Source organism: Luteibacter sp. ME-Dv--P-043b (assembly GCF_030209605.1).
GTDB lineage: Bacteria > Pseudomonadota > Gammaproteobacteria > Xanthomonadales > Rhodanobacteraceae > Luteibacter.
Map to the genome: position 1 here is coordinate 71,090 of NZ_JARVRT010000001.1, position 18,210 is coordinate 89,299.

The 18,210-nt window shown below is 64.2% G+C and carries 16 protein-coding genes and 3 tRNA genes; 7 read left to right on the plus strand and 12 right to left on the minus strand.

All coding sequences use genetic code 11. The features are described from left to right. Positions 1-17 precede the first annotated feature (17 nt). A complete protein-coding gene (locus QRN34_RS00375) occupies positions 18-626 on the minus strand; it encodes a hypothetical protein (RefSeq protein WP_285400968.1) in 609 nt (202 codons plus the stop codon). Positions 627-914: 288 nt separating this feature from the next. Continuing rightward, the gene (locus tag QRN34_RS00380) at positions 915-1,463 is read right to left on the minus strand and encodes a hypothetical protein (RefSeq protein ID WP_285400970.1); all 549 of its coding nucleotides are present in this window, start codon (positions 1,461-1,463) and stop codon (positions 915-917) included. A gap of 324 nt (positions 1,464-1,787) precedes the next feature. On the opposite strand from QRN34_RS00380, the gene QRN34_RS00385 reads away from it, so the two are divergent. The 4 genes from QRN34_RS00385 (at position 1,788) to QRN34_RS00400 (ending at position 6,313) form a co-directional block, all read left to right on the plus strand. After that, on the plus strand, positions 1,788-3,173 hold the full coding sequence (locus QRN34_RS00385) for an MFS transporter (protein ID WP_285400972.1): 1,386 nt from the start codon (positions 1,788-1,790) through the stop codon (positions 3,171-3,173). A gap of 184 nt (positions 3,174-3,357) precedes the next feature. Further along, entirely contained in the window at positions 3,358-4,896 is a 1,539-nt protein-coding gene (locus QRN34_RS00390; protein WP_285400974.1) for an FAD-dependent oxidoreductase, read from the plus strand. Beyond that, positions 4,893-5,522, plus strand: coding sequence for a TetR/AcrR family transcriptional regulator (locus tag QRN34_RS00395; protein ID WP_285400976.1), 630 nt, complete (start codon positions 4,893-4,895; stop codon positions 5,520-5,522). Before QRN34_RS00390 ends, QRN34_RS00395 begins: the two co-directional genes overlap by 4 nt. 86 nt (positions 5,523-5,608) lie before the next feature. Then, positions 5,609-6,313, plus strand: a complete 705-nt coding sequence (locus QRN34_RS00400; protein ID WP_285400979.1) for a hypothetical protein — start codon at positions 5,609-5,611, stop codon at positions 6,311-6,313. A 181-nt stretch (positions 6,314-6,494) separates the two neighbouring features. On the opposite strand, the gene QRN34_RS00405 is transcribed toward QRN34_RS00400, so the two are convergent. Beyond that, positions 6,495-6,584: transfer RNA gene (locus QRN34_RS00405), tRNA-Ser, on the minus strand. A gap of 144 nt (positions 6,585-6,728) precedes the next feature. Between QRN34_RS00405 and QRN34_RS00410 the strand changes: the two genes are divergently transcribed. Next, positions 6,729-7,433 carry a protein phosphatase 2C domain-containing protein gene (locus QRN34_RS00410; protein ID WP_285400981.1) on the plus strand — a complete coding sequence of 235 codons (705 nt, stop codon included), beginning with the start codon at positions 6,729-6,731 and terminating at the stop codon, positions 7,431-7,433. A gap of 24 nt (positions 7,434-7,457) precedes the next feature. On the opposite strand, the gene dnaQ is transcribed toward QRN34_RS00410, so the two are convergent. The 3 genes from dnaQ to QRN34_RS00425 are packed head-to-tail and all read right to left on the minus strand — an operon-like array spanning position 7,458 to position 9,348. Then, the gene (gene dnaQ / locus QRN34_RS00415; RefSeq protein WP_285400983.1) at positions 7,458-8,183 is read right to left on the minus strand and encodes a DNA polymerase III subunit epsilon; all 726 of its coding nucleotides are present in this window, start codon (positions 8,181-8,183) and stop codon (positions 7,458-7,460) included. Beyond that, complete coding sequence (gene rnhA / locus QRN34_RS00420) at positions 8,180-8,650, minus strand: ribonuclease HI (RefSeq protein ID WP_285400985.1); 471 nt, start codon at positions 8,648-8,650, stop codon at positions 8,180-8,182. Before rnhA ends, dnaQ begins: the two co-directional genes overlap by 4 nt. A 5-nt stretch (positions 8,651-8,655) precedes the next feature. Beyond that, positions 8,656-9,348, minus strand: a complete 693-nt coding sequence (locus tag QRN34_RS00425; RefSeq protein WP_285400987.1) for a methyltransferase domain-containing protein — start codon at positions 9,346-9,348, stop codon at positions 8,656-8,658. A gap of 163 nt (positions 9,349-9,511) precedes the next feature. On the opposite strand from QRN34_RS00425, the gene gloB reads away from it, so the two are divergent. Both gloB and QRN34_RS00435 read left to right on the plus strand, forming a co-directional pair. Next, positions 9,512-10,279: a hydroxyacylglutathione hydrolase gene (gloB, locus tag QRN34_RS00430; protein ID WP_285400989.1), complete on the plus strand. Its 768-nt coding sequence runs from the start codon at positions 9,512-9,514 to the stop codon at positions 10,277-10,279. Further along, a complete protein-coding gene (locus QRN34_RS00435; protein WP_285400990.1) occupies positions 10,276-11,565 on the plus strand; it encodes a transglycosylase SLT domain-containing protein in 1,290 nt (429 codons plus the stop codon). The genes gloB and QRN34_RS00435 overlap by 4 nt, the downstream gene beginning before the upstream one ends. Before the next feature lie 76 nt (positions 11,566-11,641). Here the strand turns inward: QRN34_RS00435 and fabV are convergent, their stop codons facing one another. From fabV to lon, 6 genes are all read right to left on the minus strand, one after another. Beyond that, the gene (gene fabV, locus QRN34_RS00440) at positions 11,642-12,847 is read right to left on the minus strand and encodes an enoyl-ACP reductase FabV (protein WP_285400991.1); all 1,206 of its coding nucleotides are present in this window, start codon (positions 12,845-12,847) and stop codon (positions 11,642-11,644) included. Between the two features lie 52 nt (positions 12,848-12,899). After that, positions 12,900-14,810: a SurA N-terminal domain-containing protein gene (locus QRN34_RS00445; RefSeq protein WP_285400992.1), complete on the minus strand. Its 1,911-nt coding sequence runs from the start codon at positions 14,808-14,810 to the stop codon at positions 12,900-12,902. 86 nt (positions 14,811-14,896) lie between these two features. Next, positions 14,897-14,973, minus strand: a tRNA-Asp gene (locus tag QRN34_RS00450). Between the two features lie 9 nt (positions 14,974-14,982). Then, positions 14,983-15,057, minus strand: a tRNA-Val gene (locus QRN34_RS00455). A 16-nt stretch (positions 15,058-15,073) separates the two neighbouring features. Further along, positions 15,074-15,346, minus strand: a complete 273-nt coding sequence (locus QRN34_RS00460) for an HU family DNA-binding protein (RefSeq protein ID WP_036112061.1) — start codon at positions 15,344-15,346, stop codon at positions 15,074-15,076. Between the two features lie 331 nt (positions 15,347-15,677). Continuing rightward, positions 15,678-18,185: an endopeptidase La gene (gene lon / locus QRN34_RS00465; RefSeq protein ID WP_285400997.1), complete on the minus strand. Its 2,508-nt coding sequence runs from the start codon at positions 18,183-18,185 to the stop codon at positions 15,678-15,680. Positions 18,186-18,210 lie beyond the last annotated feature (25 nt).

Below are 18,210 nucleotides of genomic sequence, written 5' to 3' on the forward strand. Positions count from 1 at the left end.
ACTCTCGGCTTATCGCGTCAGAAACTCGGCTTGCTGGCATGCGACGCTTCGATAAATTGTATGCGTGCATCGGACCAGGCCGGGTCCGTTAGCGTCATGTGGACCTGGCTGAGCGTGAGCACGGCCTGAGGGGTCACGCTGCATCCCATGCCCGCGTTGCGACTGGGATTAACACACCATTGCATCGGCAGCTTATTGGGTGCGTTGGACTGCTCGCCATATTTCTCCAAGGCCGCTTTAGCCATGGCCTGAGAGTTCTGCGTGGACCAGGGCAACTCGTAATCGATCTGCGAGACGACAAGAGGGCGTGCCTTATCGACCGGAACCCGGCCCTCAAAATGAACCGTCACCTTGGCCCCGTCTTTCTCGTAAACCACATAACTGGGCAGCTTTGTATGAGTGACCGGATTTTCACCGGGATAGGGATCTTGCTTGATATCGGAAGATGCAGCATGAAAATGCGCAACCAGCGCCGCGCGCGCTTCGTTGAAATCCATGCCGGTTTTAACGCCCGCCACGTCCAGCGTGCGCGCATCGACTGACCGATGCGCATCGGCGGCGTGAGCGGCCGACAGTGAAGCACCGCCTGCCGCGCAAAGGCAAAAAATAGCTACCTGCTTCAACATCTTTTTCCATTTCCTCTTGTACCGGACCATTGGATTTTTCAGCCCGAACGACTTGCCATGGACGTCGCAGACGTACTTCCCATGACATCTATCGCGCGAAGTACGTCGTCGCAACGTCATCAGATCGAGCCCGCAAGAATAGCCATAACGGCTTGGCGATGTCTTGGTAAAACTAGCACTCCCATTGCGGGTAAGCCGATGCGCGTGTGCGATCTGTTGCGCGCCGAGGGCTTCACCGCCTCGATCACGCTACCGCATGACGGCTGCCAGACGGCCGGTCTTGAAGGGCTAACCGCCGATCAGCACGGCCGCATCCGGGCTTCTCGCACGCGCCGCATCCGTCATCCGCGACATGGCCTCGGCAATAAATCTCTGTTCGGCTTCGGAGGTTGGGAAAAGGCGGCGAGGAAGGACCATGGCGCTGCTCTGGACCAGAAACACCCAGTATTTGCGGGTTTGAAAGAGATCCGTGACGCAACGCCAATGGGCGGTCATCTTCAGGTCGCCCAAATCATAGACTAGCGCCTCAGGGGTTAAGCGAAGCGTGAGCGGCTGCTCGTATGCCTGACCTCGCGTAGCAAGAGCCTTCCGCATGGAAGAGCTGGCCAGTCTTTGGATTATCAGCAAGCCCACCCAAGCGCCAATGAAGGCGAACTCGACCGACATCGCGGCCGCGGTCCATGATCCCGACACCCATCCCCCGAAAGGGATGCCGATCACCAACATACAGATCAACAGGACCAGTTTCATCTGCCGTGGTGATACGCCTCTTCGACCCTTGATATAGGCCATGGCGCTAATGGATTCACCGGCCGTCATAACTCCTGTCACTTCCATTCTGGTTCCTTCAAGCAGCTTTGGGCGACACTGGCGTGACTGCGTTTGAGCGGTCGTTAGGACGCAGTGCGAGTGAAATGCACGCAGCACCGAGTAACAACCGAAGACGAGATCATACGACGCAGGTGAATATAGGAGAGCTTGATTGAAATCATAGTTACAAGAGGTTGGGCCTATCGATTTACCGGCGTTTCGTGCCGAAACCGGGCGTACCCGATGCCTTTGTCGGTTGGGGCGTCTTCGGTTGTAACCGAGCCGTGGCATGCTTGGCGTTTATTTGATGATCGGTCGGGTCGTGCTCATGGGTCTGCCTGGAAAAACATCATGACGCCGTCCGCCATCGATCCCGGCACGATTTCCGCGCGGCTCGATCGCCTGCCGGCCACGCGGTCGATCTGGAAGCTGGTGGTGCTGTTGAGCCTGGGTTTCTTTTTCGAGCTGTACGACCTTCTCTACACCGGGTATGTCGCGCCGGGACTGGTCAAAGGCGGCCTGCTGACATCGACGACGCAAGGCCTGTTCGGCACCACGGGTGTAGCGAGTTTCATTGCCGCACTGTTTGCCGGGCTGTTCGTCGGTACCCTTGCGTGCGGTTTCCTCGCCGACCGTTTCGGGCGGCGCGCGATCTTCACCTATTCGTTGCTGTGGTACACGCTGGCGAATGTCGTGATGGCGTTCCAGCACACCGCCTACGGCCTCAATCTCTGGCGGTTCATCGCGGGCGTGGGAATCGGCGTCGAGCTGGTCACGATCGGCACCTATATCTGCGAACTGGTGCCGAAGCACGTTCGCGGCCGCGCGTTCGCCTGCGAACAAGCCATCGGCTTCACTGCGGTACCTGTGGTCGCCTTCCTGTCATACCTGCTGGTGCCGCGTGCCCCGTTCGGAATCGACGGCTGGCGTTGGGTCGTGCTGATCGGCGCGCATGGTGCGCTGTTCGTCTGGTGGATTCGCCGGGCCTTACCGGAGAGCCCCCGATGGCTCGCGCAGCAAGGGCGATTCGACGAAGCAGACCGGGTCATGCGCACGCTCGAAGCAAAGGTCGAAGCGGAGGCAGGGTATCCCTTGCCTCCGCCCGCGCCCGCCTTGCCGGTACGTGCGCAGGGGCGTTTCGCCGATCTGTGGGTCACGCCGTACCGGCGTCGCACGCTGATGTTGGCGACCTTCAACGTGTTCCAGACCATCGGGTTCTATGGCTTCGCCAACTGGGTGCCGACGCTGCTGATCAAACAGGGCATCACCGTCACGACGAGCCTGATGTACTCGACGCTGATCGCGCTCGCCGCGCCGGCCGGACCGTTGATCGGTCTGTTCGTCGCCGACCGTTTCGAACGAAAAACGGTCATCGTGCTGATGGCCGCGGCAAGCATCGTCTGCGGCCTGTGGTTCAGCCAGGCGGCCGGGGCGGTGCTGCTCGTGAGCCTCGGTATCTGCCTTACGCTCGCCAACAACATCATGTCTTACAGCTATCACGCGTATCAGTCGGAGCTTTTCCCGACGAGCATCCGCGCACGCGCCGTCGGGTTCGTGTATTCGTGGAGCCGCTTCTCGGGGATTTTCACGGCTTTCCTGATCGCCGCGGTCCTTGGGCAATTCGGCACGGTCGGCGTGTTCGTGCTTATCGCGGGCGCGATGGCGGTCGTGATCCTGGTTATCGGCCTGATGGGACGACGCACCCTTGGCATCCCGCTCGAAGCGATTTCCCAGTAGCTATTGTCCCCCCCCTGCCCCGCGGCCTCAAACCGGCTTACCTGGATGTGTCTCGATTCGAGCATCCGGCTCACCCTCGAAGCTCGCCGACCGCGCGACCTGAATCGTTCTGCGTCCGCTAGGTTGACGTCAACGGCGCGCCTGTCAAAATGACCCTGAAGTCATTAATGCTATGGGGTGCGCCATGTCGGACGTTCTTATCGTTGGTGCGGGTCCCACCGGCTTGGCGCATGCGCTTTGGCTGACGGCTCAGGGTGTGAAAGTGCGAATCATCGACCGAACCGCGGGGCCGGGGACCACATCCCGAGCGATGGCCGTGCAAGCCCGGACACTCGAGCTCTACAGGCAGCTGGATCTCAGCGACACCGTAGTCACCGCAGGCTTCCAGAACCGGGCCATGAATATCTGGGCGCGCGGCAAGCCTCGTGCGCGTGTCGCCTTGCAAGACATCGGCACGGGTCTTTCGCTCTACCCCTATATCCTCGTCTATCCGCAAGACCTCCACGAAAAGACCCTCGTGGCGAAACTCGCCTCCTTCGGCGTGGAAGTCGAGCGGCAGACCGAGCTGGTCGATTTCCAGGACAAGGGGGACCATGTCGAGGCGCGTCTGCGCCGCGCAGACGGGACCGAGGAGACGGCATCGGCGGCGTATCTGTCAGCCTGCGACGGGGCGAGCTCCACGGTCCGCAAACAGCTCGGCATCGGGTTCGAAGGCGGTACCTACAGGCAGGTCTTCTATGTTGCTGACGTCGAGTTGTCCGGCCTGGAAAATGTCGGCGAGGCGCATGTCGCGCTCGACGGGTCAGACTTCGTTGCCGTGCTGTCCTACAGCAGCGATGGCAAGGCACGGCTCATTGGCACAGTGCAGGATGAACGCGCCGAGCACCCGGAGAACCTGACCTTCGATGATGTCGGACATGAGGCCATTTCGAGCGTTGGCATCAAGGTCGAGAAGGTCAACTGGTTCTCCCATTATCGGGTGCATCACCGTGTCGCCGACCGTTTCCGCGAAGGCCGCGTGTTTCTGATGGGGGATGCGGGTCACGTTCACAGCCCGGCAGGCGGACAGGGCATGAATACCGGCATTCTCGATGCCATCAACCTTGCCTGGAAGCTTGCTGAGGTTATCCACGAGCGGGCGCCGGACTGCCTGCTCGACACCTATGTCACCGAGCGGCAGGCGTTTGCCCGGGAGCTGGTCAAGACGACCGACCGCATCTTCAGCCTGATTACCGCCGATGGGGGGCTTGCCAACATGATGCGCAGCTACGGCGTGCCATGGATTGCCCGTGCCGTGTACAAGGTCGGCCCTGCTCGCGACATCCTGTTCAAGGTGGTGTCGCAGACGGCCCTGACCTACAAAGACAGTGCACTGAGCGAGGGGAATGCAGGCGACGTTGTTGGCGGGGAGCGTCTGCCCTGGGTCAGCGTCGATGGCCAGGACAACTTCGAGCCCTTGCCCACCATCGGATGGCAGGTGCATGTATACGGCACCGCGAAGGAAGACGTCAGAGCATGGTGTACCCGGCACGGCGTCGCGCTACGGGAATTCGGCTGGTCGCCCGCACACGCAAAAGCGGGTCTCAGACAAGATGCGCTCTACCTACTTCGTCCGGACACCTGGGTCGCCCTCGCTGACCCCGCCGGCTCGGTCGTCGTGCTGGACTCCTACTTCGCTTCGCGCTCTTATCGGCCTAGTGCAAACCACGGGCATGATGTGTGAAAGAACAGGAATCGAAGTGGAGCCGGCGCAAGGATGCACGGCCCCAGGAAATCATTGAGGCTGCCATGGATGAGTTCGTGGCCAAGGGCTACGCCAATGCAAAACTGGCCGACGTGGCCAAGAGAGCCGGCGTGGTCAAGGGGACGATTTACCGGTATTTCGAAACGAAAGCGGACTTGTTCCGGGCTGTCGCCCGGTATCTCGTGGCGGAACACCTCAGCACCATCGAAGGCGTCCCTGGGAGCCCCGCCACCGACGCCATCACCGCCTTGCCACTGGTTCTCTCACATGTAGCCGGAAAGATGAGTGACTCGCGCTTGCCCGGCATCGTGCGAATGGTACTGGTCGAGGGCAGGACCTTCCCGGATCTTGCTGCGGTATGGCACGACGAGGTTATCGCCAAGGTCGCCGGACTGCTGACGTCGACCATCGAGCGAGGCCAGTCGACCGGCGCCATTCGGAAGGGTGACCCTGCCTTGATGCTGTTTTCCATCATGGGCCCCATGCTGCTCGGCGCCCTGTTCCGGGATACGTTTCCAGGCAGCCCATTCGCTCCCGACCTGCAGGCCCTGGCTGCTCAGCACAGCGACTTGCTGATACACGGTGTGAGTCCAGGCCGGTCGTAAGCGGCGCAGCAGTCACCTCCGAAGCTGCGCCGGAACCGCGGCCAGCCGGCTTAATATTGGCTACGGCCATGGATTTGAGTCATGGCATGACCGATCAGAACGAAGAAATCCAGATGACCGTCCACTCCCTCAAGTTTCTATCTCGCCACGCTTTCTCCGCCAGCCATGGCGTTCGACGCGGTCCTGTCTTGTGCGTCACCGCTGCCCTGGCGCTGGCCTGCATCGTTGCCCCGTGCGCAAAAGCGGCCACCCCCAACCCTGTCCCAACCAACATCCAGGCGTTGATGGCCCCCGGAGACACGGTGCTTGCCTTCCAGCCGGTGAAACCGTTCGGTGCGGATGTGGCCGGCGGGGCTTTAGTCGTGCGTCATGCCCAGCCCAACCCGGCGACCGACAATGCCTGCGAACTGTGGCTGCTGCGCGCCACGGGCGACACCTATGCCGTGACGGCCAAAAACGGCCAGACCGTTGACTGCCGGTACAACGAGTCGGCCAAAAATGCGGGACCCATGGACCTGTTGCACAACCTGACGGTCAGCCCGACGTCGGTCAGCTATTTCAACGAACTGCAGCGCGGTGGCGCGACCTACGTCTTTGCATGGGATGGCCAAAAGCGCGCCTGGCACCTGCAACACGTCGAGGCCACGTCCGTTGAGAACGGGGAATCCGGCGTCGTCGTGTCGAAATCCGTTCTCGACTATCCGGCTACCTTACCGTGGCTGACGATGGACGCGTTCGCTCCCAAACTCATCCGTGACTCGCTTCGCGCCCACCGCACCGTCGTGCACTAGGAGTAGACCATGCCGCAGTTCAACGCCAGTTCTGCCCTGCTCTTCAAGCGCTTTGTCGAATCAGAAGGGTTGGCATGACGGACTGGACCATCATCCGGGGCCTCGCGTGACCCGATTTGTGACCCGACGGCTAAATCTCGCCAAAGAAAAAGGCCCTGTTTCCAGGGCCTTTTCTTGTGCTTGGCGGAGAGGGTGGGATTCGAACCCACGGTTGGCTTTCACCAACGCCTGATTTCGAGTCAGGTACATTCGACCACTCTGCCACCTCTCCGTGAACGGTCGACGGCAGGGCTTTCGCTCTGCCGGGCCCGCAATGATAGTGGCTCTTCCTTGCCGTGACAACCGCCTTTTCATGCGGCATCCTGCTCGGGAAACCGGGGCCTGGCGCCCTCTCCTTTCGCTCACCAAGGCACCCATGATCGAGTTCGGACACGGCACGCATACCGGGTTGCGCCGTACGCGCAACGAGGACACCTATTACGCCGACGCCGGGCTGGGCCTGTTCCTGGTCGTGGACGGCATGGGCGGCCATCGGCATGGCGAGGTGGCTTCGGCCACCGCGCGCGACGGCGTGGTGGCCCAGGTGTCGGCCGGGCAGTCGCTGGTGGATGCCGTGCAGCGGGTCAACGAGGCGCTGATCGCCCGTTCCGTCGGCCTGCCGGAGTCGCGTCCCATGGGCACCACCATCGCCGCCGTGCGGATCATCGGGCGTGCTTACGAGGCAGCCTGGGTGGGCGACAGTCGCATCTACCGCTGGGATGGGGCGCTGGAGCGCCTGTCGCACGACCACTCCATCGTGGAGGCCCTGGTCGAGGCCGGCGAACTGACCGAAGCGCAGGCGCGGGCACATCCCCAGCGCAACGTGCTCACCCAGGCGCTGGGTATTACCGCGCCCGACCAGTTGCATATCGGCCTGGCCAAGGGCCAGCTCACCTCGGGTGCGCGGCTGTTGCTGTGCACCGACGGGCTCACCGACGAGGTGGCGGACGCGCGCATCGGCGAGATCGTGGCACGCACGGATATCGCCGCCCAGGAGGCCGTGGACCATCTGCTGCTCGAGGCCGTCTCCGGCACCGGCCGCGACAACATCACCGCCATCCTGCTGCGCGCCGCGAGCTAACCCGACGGGCTCAGTGGGTCGGCTTCAGTGGATCGTGCTGTCGGCTTCGACGGCGCGCCAGACGCTCTTCCCGCCAGCGGCCTTGTCCAAGGCATCCAGACGCGCCGTGTGCAGGGCCACTTCTTCATCCGTTGCACGCCGCACCACGGGGCGACGGGTGATGATGATCTCGCCCAGCACGTCGGTGCGCTCGTGATCTTTCGACGCATCGAACGCGAGGTCGAGCACGACCTGGCCCGACGTCATGCCGATATAGACCTCGGCCAGCAGCTGAGCGTCCAGCAGGCCGCCATGGAGGTCGCGCTTGGTGTTGTCCACGCCCAGCCGCTTGCACAGCGCATCCAGGCTGTTGCGCTGACCGGGGTACATCGCACGCGCCATGGCCAGCGTATCCAGCACGCTGGCGTGGTCGGTGGTCTTGCCGTACTCCGGCCCCAGGCGCTTCAGCTCGGCATCGATGAAGCCGACGTCGAACGCCGCGTTGTGGATGATCAGTTCGGCGCCACGGATAAAGGCCAGGAACTCGTCCACCTTGTCGCGGAACAGCGGCTGGTCGACCAGGTCCTCGTCCTTGATGCCGGTGACCTTGCTCGCTTCCTCGTCGATGGCGCGCTCGGGATTGAGATAGGTGTGGAAGTTCCGCCCCGTGGGACGGCGGCCGATCATCTCGACGGCGCCGATTTCCACCAGACGATGGCCGAGGTGGGCTTCCAGGCCCGTGGTTTCGGTATCGAGAACGATCTGCCTCATGCCACCTTGCCCTCCTTGTAGAGAATGGCCTGGTCGCGCGCGGCGACGTCCACGCGCTCGTTTTCCACGTGGCCGTTGTGGCCCTTCACCCATTCCCAGGTGACGGTGTGCGCGGCGGCGGCGGCATCGAGGCGAATCCACAGGTCCTGGTTCTTCACCGGCTTCTTGTCGGCGGTTTTCCAGCCGTTGCGGCGCCACTTGGGCACCCACTCCTGCACGCCCTGCATGACGTATTTCGAATCGGTCATGAGGTGCACCTTGCAGCGGCGGGTCAGCGCCTCCAGCGCGGAGATGGCACCCATCATCTCCATGCGGTTGTTCGTGGTGTCGCGTTCGCCGCCGGCGAGCATCTTCTCGATGCCCTTGGCGCGCAGCAGCGCCGCCCAGCCACCCGGGCCGGGATTGCCCAGGCAGGCGCCATCGGTGAAGACTTCGACGGTATCGGTATCTGTAGAGGTATCGGTCATGCGGCTCAGCTTAGGGGTTCACGGGCGTTACGGCGGGCACCGGACGCCAGCGTGCCGGGGATCGGCGCCGGCACGGCCACCATGCGGGGGCGCAAGGGTACCGCCGACGGACGCTTTTTGCGCGCCACGAGGAAATAACCGCCGCCCACCAGGGATCCCGGGCCGGACGCGCCGCCCACCCGGGGCCACGCACTGCCGACGCGGCGCGGCATCGACAGCTCGAATTCGTCGCGGACCAGGCGCTGGCTCCACCACCACGGCCAGGTAAGCCGTGGCCGCGGGGCCCGGCTCTGGCGGGCCACCCATGGCGACCACAGGCCGAAGGGATGGATCCCGGTGATCGCCAGCATGCCGCCCGGCGCCAGGACGCGGATGGCCTCGTCCAGCAGATTGTCCTGCCGCGCGGTGGTCTCCAGGGCGTGCCGCAGCAGCACTACCCCAAACGCCTCGTCGGCGAACGGAAGGGCCTCCAGGCCGCTAGCGCGGATGTCGCCGCCCAGGGCGGCTCCGGCGACGCGAACGGTGGCCCAGTGGCCCAGCAGGGGCATCGCCGGGGGCTCGGCCTGGGCGGTCGTGGTCAGGTGCAGGCCGTGGTCGCCCGTGCAGCGCGCGAGCAGCGGCGCGAGCACCGCCGCCTCGTCCGCCAGCAGCTTGCGGACCTGGGGCGTCACGTAGATGTCGGGGGCGAAAGCGGCCATGGAGGTGAAGTGTAACGGCTGCTGGCGCGGCGCAGGGGTTAACGAACGGCTAACGAGCAGGTACGACACGGCTGATATATTCCGGCGTCCCCGCCCCGCGCCCCAGGTGCAAGGCGGCCATTCCTGGGTGTTCGCGCCCGATCCACGTCACGGAGTTCGCCCGATGCATTGGGTTGCCGTCGCGGCTTTGAGCGACAACTACATCTGGCTGGTCGCCGACGACGAAGGCCAGGCTTTCGTCGTGGATCCCGGTGAAGCCGCCCCCGTCGAAGCCGCGCTTCGCGAGCATGGCTGGCAACTGCGGGCCATCCTGCTGACGCACCACCATAACGACCACATCGGCGGCGTATCCGACCTCGTGCGCGATCACGACGTCGAGGTCTACGCTACGGCCGATCCGCGCATCCAGCCAAAGAACCATTTCGTCGAAGACGGCGACGTCATCACGCTGGAGGCGCCGCGCGCCACGTTCAAGGTGATGGCCGTGCCGGGCCACACGCGCACGCATGTGGCCTACTTCGGCGAAGGCTTCCTGTTCTGCGGCGACACGCTTTTCAGCATCGGCTGCGGCCGCCTGTTCGAAGGCACGCCGGAGCAGATGCTGGCCTCGCTGGATACCTTCGCCGATCTGCCGCCCGAGACCCTGGTCTGTTGCGCGCACGAATACACCGCGTCGAACATCCGCTTCGCCCTCACGGTGGACCCGGACAACCACGCCCTGCGCCTCCGTCGTGACGAGGTGGCGCGCTTGCGCGAGGAGGGCCGGCCCAGCGTGCCGAGCCGCCTCGCCGACGAGTACGCCGCCAATCCCTTCCTGCGCGTGGACAGCGACGCCGTGGCCCGCTGGGCCCAGGCGCAAGGCGAGGCCCACGCCACGCGGACGGAGCGCTTCGCCGCGCTGCGCCGAGCCAAGGACAGCTTCAGCGCATGACCACACTCCGCCGGCGGTTGTTACCCTCCCTCCTACCCTTCCTGCTGACCGCCTGCGCCACCGGCATGACGCCGCGCGTGCCGACGGCGCCCGTGGCCCCCGCGCCGCAGACGGCCCCGGTCGACGACGTGACGATGGCACCGAAGCTGCTGCGTCCCGCGCCACCGGCCGATTTCTGGGCGAGCATGCGCGACAGCTTCGGCATGCCCGGCTGCGAAGCGGACCCTCAGGTGATGGCCTGGGCGCGCACCTACACGAAGATGCCGAACCGCTTCGAGCAGCAGGTCAACGAGGTGTTGCCGCTGATCGTCTATGCGCACAAGTCCGCCATGCAGCACAGCGTGGCCGGCGAGTTCGCCCTGCTGCCCTGGGTGGAAAGCCAGTACCGCCATGTGCCCGGCGCGAAGAACCGCCCTGCCGGCATGTGGCAGATCATGCCGCAGACGGCACACACGCTCGGCCTGCGCGTGGACAAGAATTACGACGAACGCCTGGACATCACCAAGTCCACGGATTCGGTGATGACGATGATGCGCCGCTACTACGACGACCTGGGCGACTGGCGCTTGGTCGACGTGGCCTACAACGCGGGCGAGTTCGGCCTGAAGAAAACCATCGACAGGCACGGCGGTCCGTCCGACGACCAGGGCCTGCCGGACGTGCCGATGAAGGCCAACACGAAGGAACACCTGGTCAAGCTGATGGCGATCGCATGCATCGTGCGCGACCCGGCGCGCTTCAACGTCCAGTTGCCGAAGCAGGACCACCAGGACGCCTTGCAGGTGGTGCAGGTCTCCAATCCGCAGTCGCTGTCGCAGGCGGCGAAGCAGTCGGGCCTGTCCGTGACCGACCTGCGCGACCTGAATCCGGCCTACCGCACCACGAAGGGCACGGTGTCCGCGACGCTGCTGCTGCCGAAGTCCGCCGCCGATCAGTACCGGCTGGGACCGGTCGCCACACTGGCCGATGGGACGGACAGCCCGGCGTCGGATGACACCGACGACAGCGACACGTCGTCGGCATCGGTGGCCAAGGGCAAGACCGGCAGCCACGGCAAGCCAAAGGGTGACGCCAAGGCAAAGGGCAAGAGGACATCCGTCGCGTCCGAGTCCAAGAAGAAGAAAACCCCGAAGAACGACGTGGTGATCCACAAGGTGGACAACGGCGAGTCGCTATGGACGATCGCCCGTCGCCACCAGGTCAGCGTGCAGCAGTTGATGAAGTGGAACGACCTGCAGACGCAAGCGGTCAAGCCCGGTCAGGTGCTGCGCCTCACGGCGCGCTGAGCGCTATCGGTCGCATTGCGCCGCGCTACCGCGACGTGTCACCGGGCGCCACCCGTCGAGGTGGCGCCCCGCGCCATCAGACCTGTACGACATCCCACTGCACGTCCGGCGCGACGTCGGCGCTGTAATCCACGCCTTCCGCCTCGAAACCGAACAGCTTGATGAAATCGTGCTTGTAGCCGGCGTAGTCGGTGACCTCGCGCAGGTTGTCCGTCGTGACGTTCGGCCACAGCGCCTTGCACTCGTTCTGCACGTCCTCGCGCAGCTCCCAGTCGTCCAGGCGCACGCGGCCCTCGGCGTCCGTGGCCGGCGCCTGGCCGTCCGCGCGATACAGCCGCTCGTGGAACAGGCGGTTGATCTGCTCGATGGTGCCTTCGTGGATGCCCTTGGCCTTCATGATCTTGAAGACCATGGACACGTAGAGCGGGATCACGGGAATGGCCGAGCTGGCCTGGGTAACCACCGATTTCATCACGCCGACGTAGGCACGCAGGCCGCTGGATGCGTAACGGCTGGCCAGCTCCTTCGCGGTGCGGTCCAGGTGCTGCTTCGCCTGGCCGAGCGTACCGTGCCAGTAGATCGGCCAGGTGATTTCCGTGCCGACGTAGCTGTACGCGATGGTGGTGGCATGCTCGGCAAGCACACCGGCCTCGCTCAGCGCGTCGATCCACAGCGCCCAGTCTTCACCGCCCATGACGGTCACGGTGTCCTGGATTTCCTGCTCCGTGGCCGGCTCGACGGATGCCTGGATCACGGCATCCTTGTTGGTATCCACGGAAGATGCGGTAAACGTCTCGCCGATGGTCTTCAGCGCGGAGCGCACCACTTCGCCGGTCGTGGGCAACTTGCGCACGGGCGAGGCCAGCGAATAGACGACCAGGTCGATCGTGCCGCCCATCTCCGCCTTGATCAGCTCGATGACCTTGGCGCGGGTTTCGTCGGCGAAGGCATCGCCGTTGACCGAACGGCTGTACAACCCGGCCTGCCGTGCCAGCGTGTCGAACGCGGCGGAGTTGTACCAGCCGGCGGTGCCGGTCTTGCTCTCGCTGGACGGCTTCTCGAAGAACACGCCCAGCGTGGCCGCACCCTGCCCGAACGCGGCGGTGATTCGCGATGCCAGGCCGTAGCCGGTGGAGGCGCCGATCACCAGCACCCGCTTCGGACCTTCCGCGAAGGCACCGCTGGCACGGGTGATGGCGATTTGTTCTTCCACGTTCTTCGCACAGCCGACCGGATGAGCGGTGGTGCAGATGAAGCCACGAACCTTGGGTTGGATGATCACGGGTGGTTCCTTCGACGCGACAAGGCCACCATTGTAATACGCGCGATCGCGATCAGAGCCGGTCGTTGGCGACCTTGATCTCCCCACGCGCCTTGAGCGCCTGGATGTACTCGAGGGTGGCGGCCTGCGCCATCGCGTCGATCATCTGGCCGCGCAGGGCAACGCGCTGGGCTTTCTCGACCTTGGCCGGGTCACCGTCGGTCACCTTGTCCACCGTGACCAGCGCATACGTGCCGTTGCCGACGGGCAAGGCGCTCCAGCTGCCTTTGCCATCCACCGGATGCGGCAGCGAGAACGCGCGCTGCAACACGGCGGGCGGCGCATCCTTGACGCCAGCGAGCTTGCTGCGCTCCACGCCCGTCAACGTCTGCACGGGCGCCTTGACCAGCGCGGCGAGGTCGCCGCCCTTGCTCAGCTGCGCGGCGAGGTCGTCGGACTGCTTCTTCGCGGCAGCGTCCACACGCTCGTCGAGGATGCGCTGGCGAATCGCCGGCGTGACGTCGGCCAGGGCCTTGGGCGCCGCGGCGGCATGCTTGTCCAGGTGCATGACGACGGCGTCGCCCTTCTGCACCTGCACCAGCGAGGAGTTGTTGCCCTGGTTGACCACGTCGTCGCTGAACGCCGCGGCGACGAATTTCGGATCGGCGGCAACGCCTTCACCGCCGTTGCGACCGAACATCGGCGTGGTCTTGATCTCGATGCCCAGTTCCTTCGCGGCGGGCTCGAGCGAGCCGGGATTGCGCTCGGCCAGGTCGGCGAGCTGACCGGCACGCTCGTTGTAGAGGCGCTCGTCCTCGCCCTTGGCCCAGTCGGCGGCCAGCTGCGCGCGCACGTCGGCAAACGGCTTGGCATCGCCCTCGCGCGCATCGCGCACCCAGATGATGTGGTAGCCCTCTTCCGGCGACAGCACGGGCTCCCTGGTGATTTCGCCCTTCTTAAGGCCGAACATGGCTGCATCGAACGCGGCGTTGGCCACGCCCTTCTCCAGCCAGCCCAGGTCGCCGCCGGTGCGCTTGGAGCCCATGTCGTCCGAGTTCTCGGCGGCCAGCTTGGCGAAGTTGTCCGGCGTGGCTTCGGCGGCGATCTTCTTGGCCTTATCGAGCGCGGCCTTCTGCTGATCGGGCGTGGCGTTCTTGGGCACGTTGATGAGGATGTGCGACGCCTCGCGCTGCTCGGGCTGCGCGTAGCGCTGCTTGTTCTTGTCGTAGTACTCGTGCAGCTGCGCGTCGGTGGGCGCGCCGGGCTTGAGGTCGGCCTGCTTCACTTCGAGGTACTGCACCGAGACCTGTTCCGGCGTGGTGTAGTCGGCGATGTGCGACTTGTAGAAGGCGTCGATATCGGCGTCGGACACGTTGGTGTCGGTCAGCGACGGACGCGGCAGCACGGTGTAGCGCAGGTCGCGCTGCTGGCCGTGCAGGCGGAAGAAGTTGTCGACGTCGGCGTCGGTGACCAGCGTGGTCGCGGAGATCGCTTCCGGGATCATCTGGGTGGCAAGCGACGCGCGGATCTTGGCCTCGTACATCGCCGGGCTCATGCCCTGCATGGAGAGGATGGCGCGATAAGCCTCCGGGCTGAACTGGCCGTTGACCTGGAAGCCGGGATCGGTGCCGATGGCGGAACGCACGGCGGCGTCCGACACGGTGAGGCCCAGGTCGGTGTTGGCCTGCTGCAGCAGCGCCTGGCTGATCATGCCGTCCAGCACCTTCTGCTTGAGCTCGGGTTTTTCGAGATCGGCGGCGGTGAACGGGGAATTCGGGTCTTGTGCGGCCTGCTGGCGCAGTGCGTTCAGGCGATCCTGCCACTCCTGCTGCGAGATCTCGTGATCACCGACCTTCGCGACGTATGTGTCAACGCGCGACACGAAGTACGACTCGATACCGAAGAACGCGACGGCGAACACGCAGACACCGAGGACGATGGCGGCGGGCCAGCCGTGGATCTTGTTACGCAGGGCTTGCAGCATGATGCGACTCGCACGGTATGCGCCGGGCCAATCCTGACCGGCGTGTAGATAAAACAAAGGCGCCACACGGGCGCCTCTGCAGACAATGGCGGAGTGGACGGGACTCGAACCCGCGACCTCCGGCGTGACAGGCCAGCATTCTAACCGACTGAACTACCACTCCACTTCCCGATGGTGGGTGCTGAGGGGATCGAACCCCCGACCAGCGCCGTGTAAAGGCGACGCTCTACCGCTGAGCTAAGCACCCCCTCCGGTAAGACCACTTAGTTTACGTGATCCTTGAGCGCCTTGCCAGCCGTGAAGGCAGGAACCTTCGACGCCGGAATCTTGATCTCTTCGTTGGTGCGCGGGTTGCGGCCCGTGCGAGCGGCGCGGCTGCGCAGCTTGAAGGTGCCGAAGCCAACGAGGGCGACGTCTTCACCCTTCTTGAGGGTGTCCTTGACCGCTTCGATCAGGCCCTCGAGTGCCTTGCCGGCATCGGCCTTCGACAGTTCAGCCTTTTCGGCAATAGCGGCGATCAGGTCGGTTTTATTCATCAGGTAACTCCTTTCAAAGGTAATTCGAACCGCCGGACGGCGATCCTTGGTGAGAAGACGTCAGGTTACGAATCTCACCGTGTGGCATGACTCAGCAACCCCGCGATACATGGCGCCCTTGCGGCGCAGGCGATGGCGGAGCGGACTTTATACCAGTGCCCTCCCCCTACCGCAATACGAGCAATACCAACGCTTTCAGCGCATATGCATGCTGTCTGGAGACTTGCGCGGCGCAACGAAAACGATTATCGCCAGACGATCGTGACAGGACGACGAAAACGAAAGGGGCGCGGTGCGCCGCGCCCCTTGACGTTCGACGACGTGGATGAACTCAGTGCGTCAGCGCGGGCGAACCCTTGCCTTTGCCCTTGCGACCGGTGGTCGGAGGCAGCTCCACCCCGGCATCGCCGTCGCCCTTCTTGCTCGGGCCGATAGGCCGTTCCAGCGCGAGGTCGAGCACTTCGTCGATCCACTTGACCGCATGGATGTCGAGCGAGCTGGTGATGTTTTCCGGCAGGTCGACCAGGTCTTTCTTGTTCTCTTCCGGGATGATGACCGTCTTGATGCCGCCGCGATGCGCCGCGAGCAGCTTCTCTTTCAGGCCACCGATGGGCAACACGCGACCACGCAGGGTGATCTCGCCGGTCATCGCCACATCCGAACGCACCGGTACCTTGGTCAGCGCCGACACAAGCGCCGTACCCATCGCGATACCCGCGCTGGGGCCGTCCTTCGGCGTCGCACCTTCGGGCACGTGGATATGGATGTCCAGTTTTTCGTGGAAATCCGGCTCGATGCCCAGCCCAGCCACGCGCGCGCGCACCACGCTCAGTGCCGCCTGGATCGATTCCTTCATGACATCGCCCAGCTGTCCGGTGTGGACCAGACGGCCCTTGCCGGGCACCACGGAGGCCTCGATGCTGAGCAGGTCGCCGCCGACCTGCGTCCACGCCAGGCCGGTGACCAGACCCACTTCGTTCTGCTGCTCCGCGCGACCGAAGTCGAAACGGCGCACGCCGAGGTAATGGTCGAGGTTGTCACCATCCACACGCACCAGGTCGGGGGCGAGCACCTTGCCCTTCACGGCCTTGCCGGTCGCCTTGACCTTGGCCTTGGCTTTGGCCGGCACGGTGCCGAGGGCAATTTCCTTGACCACCTTGCGGCAGATCTTGGAGATCTCGCGCTCGAGGTTGCGCACGCCCGATTCGCGCGTGTAGTAGCGCACGATGTCGCGCAGGGCGCTTTCGTCGATACCCAGTTCTTCCACCTTCAGGCCGTTGGCCTTCAGCTGCTTGGGCAGCAGGTACTTCTGCGCGATGTTGAGCTTCTCGTCCTCGGTGTAACCCGGGATACGGATCACTTCCATGCGGTCGAGCAGCGGGCCGGGGATATTCAGCGAATTGGCCGTGGCAATCCACATCACCTCGGAGAGGTCGAGATCGACTTCCAGGTAATGATCGTTGAAGGCGTTGTTCTGTTCCGGGTCCAGCACTTCCAGCAAGGCGGACGACGGATCGCCACGGAAATCCATCGACATCTTGTCGATCTCGTCCAGGACGAACAGCGGATTTTTCGTGCCGACCTTATTGAGGTTCTGCACGATGCGGCCCGGCATCGAACCGATGTAGGTGCGGCGATGACCACGAATCTCGGCTTCGTCGCGCACGCCACCCAGGCTCATGCGCACGAACTTGCGGTTGGTGGCCTTGGCGATCGACTGGCCGAGCGAGGTCTTGCCCACGCCGGGCGGACCGACCAGGCACAGGATTGGGCCCTTCATGGTATTGACGCGCTGCTGCACCGCCAGATATTCGAGAATGCGCTCTTTCACTTTTTCCAGGCCGAAGTGGTCGGCGTCGAGGGTTTCCTGCGCCAGCGCCAGGTCCTTGAGGACCTTGCTGCGCTTCTTCCACGGCACGCCCACCACCCAGTCGAGGTAGTTGCGCACCACGGTGGCCTCGGCGGACATCGGCGACATCTGCTTGAGCTTGTTGAACTCCTGGCGTGCCTTGGCGAGTACCGCCTTGGGCATGCCGGCGGCGTCGATCTTCTTCTGCAGTTCCTCGATCTCGTTGGTGCCCTCTTCGCCCTCACCCAGCTCCTTCTGGATGGCCTTCATCTGCTCGTTGAGGTAGTACTCGCGCTGGCTCTTCTCCATCTGCGACTTGACGCGGCCGCGGATGCGTTTTTCCACCTGCTGCAGGTCCATCTCGCCGTCGACGAGACCGATGAGCAGCTCCAGCCGCTCGCCCACGTCGGATGTCTCGAGCACGCGCTGCTTGTCGCCCATGCGCACGGAGAGATGCGCGGCGATGGAGTCGGCCAGGCGCGACGGGTCGTCGATGCCCGAGAGCGTCGCCAGGATTTCCGGCGGCAGCTTGCGGCTCTGCTTCACCAGCTGTTCGAACAGCGACACCAGCGAACGCGAGACGACGTCGAGTTCGCGCTCGTTCTTGCTGTACACCGGCTCGATGACGCGGGAGCGGCCGCTCATCATGCCGGCCTCGTCCTCGAATGCCTCGATCTGCACGCGCGACTGGCCCTCGACCAGCACCTTGACGGTGCCATCGGGCAGTTTCAGCAGCTGCAGGACGCCGGCCAGCGTGCCGACCTGGTGCAGGTCCTCGATCGCCGGATCGTCGATGTCTGGGCTTTTCTGCGCGACGAGCAGGATCTGTCGCTCGCCTTCCATCGCCCGCTCCAGCGCACGCATGGACTTGTCGCGCCCGACGAACAGCGGGATGACCATGTGCGGATAGACGACGACGTCACGCAGGGGCAGGACCGGCAGTAGGTCCAGCTCGGATCCGCTCGTGGTCTGGTTGCGATTCTTCGCCATGTGCTTGGGTTTTCCCTCAGGTTTT

Excerpts from the sequence above, each read along its gene's own strand:
- QRN34_RS00375 (WP_285400968.1), bottom strand. The coding sequence starts at position 626 with ATGTTGAAGCAGGTAGCTATTTTTTGCCTTTGCGCGGCAGGCGGTGCT.
- QRN34_RS00380 (WP_285400970.1), bottom strand. The coding sequence starts at position 1,463 with ATGGAAGTGACAGGAGTTATGACGGCCGGTGAATCCATTAGCGCCATG.
- QRN34_RS00385 (WP_285400972.1), top strand. The coding sequence starts at position 1,788 with ATGACGCCGTCCGCCATCGATCCCGGCACGATTTCCGCGCGGCTCGAT.
- QRN34_RS00390 (WP_285400974.1), top strand. The coding sequence starts at position 3,358 with ATGTCGGACGTTCTTATCGTTGGTGCGGGTCCCACCGGCTTGGCGCAT.
- QRN34_RS00400 (WP_285400979.1), top strand. The coding sequence starts at position 5,609 with ATGACCGATCAGAACGAAGAAATCCAGATGACCGTCCACTCCCTCAAG.
- QRN34_RS00410 (WP_285400981.1), top strand. The coding sequence starts at position 6,729 with ATGATCGAGTTCGGACACGGCACGCATACCGGGTTGCGCCGTACGCGC.
- dnaQ (WP_285400983.1), bottom strand. The coding sequence starts at position 8,183 with ATGAGGCAGATCGTTCTCGATACCGAAACCACGGGCCTGGAAGCCCAC.
- rnhA (WP_285400985.1), bottom strand. The coding sequence starts at position 8,650 with ATGACCGATACCTCTACAGATACCGATACCGTCGAAGTCTTCACCGAT.
- QRN34_RS00425 (WP_285400987.1), bottom strand. The coding sequence starts at position 9,348 with ATGGCCGCTTTCGCCCCCGACATCTACGTGACGCCCCAGGTCCGCAAG.
- gloB (WP_285400989.1), top strand. The coding sequence starts at position 9,512 with ATGCATTGGGTTGCCGTCGCGGCTTTGAGCGACAACTACATCTGGCTG.
- QRN34_RS00435 (WP_285400990.1), top strand. The coding sequence starts at position 10,276 with ATGACCACACTCCGCCGGCGGTTGTTACCCTCCCTCCTACCCTTCCTG.
- QRN34_RS00445 (WP_285400992.1), bottom strand. The coding sequence starts at position 14,810 with ATGCTGCAAGCCCTGCGTAACAAGATCCACGGCTGGCCCGCCGCCATC.
- QRN34_RS00460 (WP_036112061.1), bottom strand. The coding sequence starts at position 15,346 with ATGAATAAAACCGACCTGATCGCCGCTATTGCCGAAAAGGCTGAACTG.
- lon (WP_285400997.1), bottom strand. The coding sequence starts at position 18,185 with ATGGCGAAGAATCGCAACCAGACCACGAGCGGATCCGAGCTGGACCTA.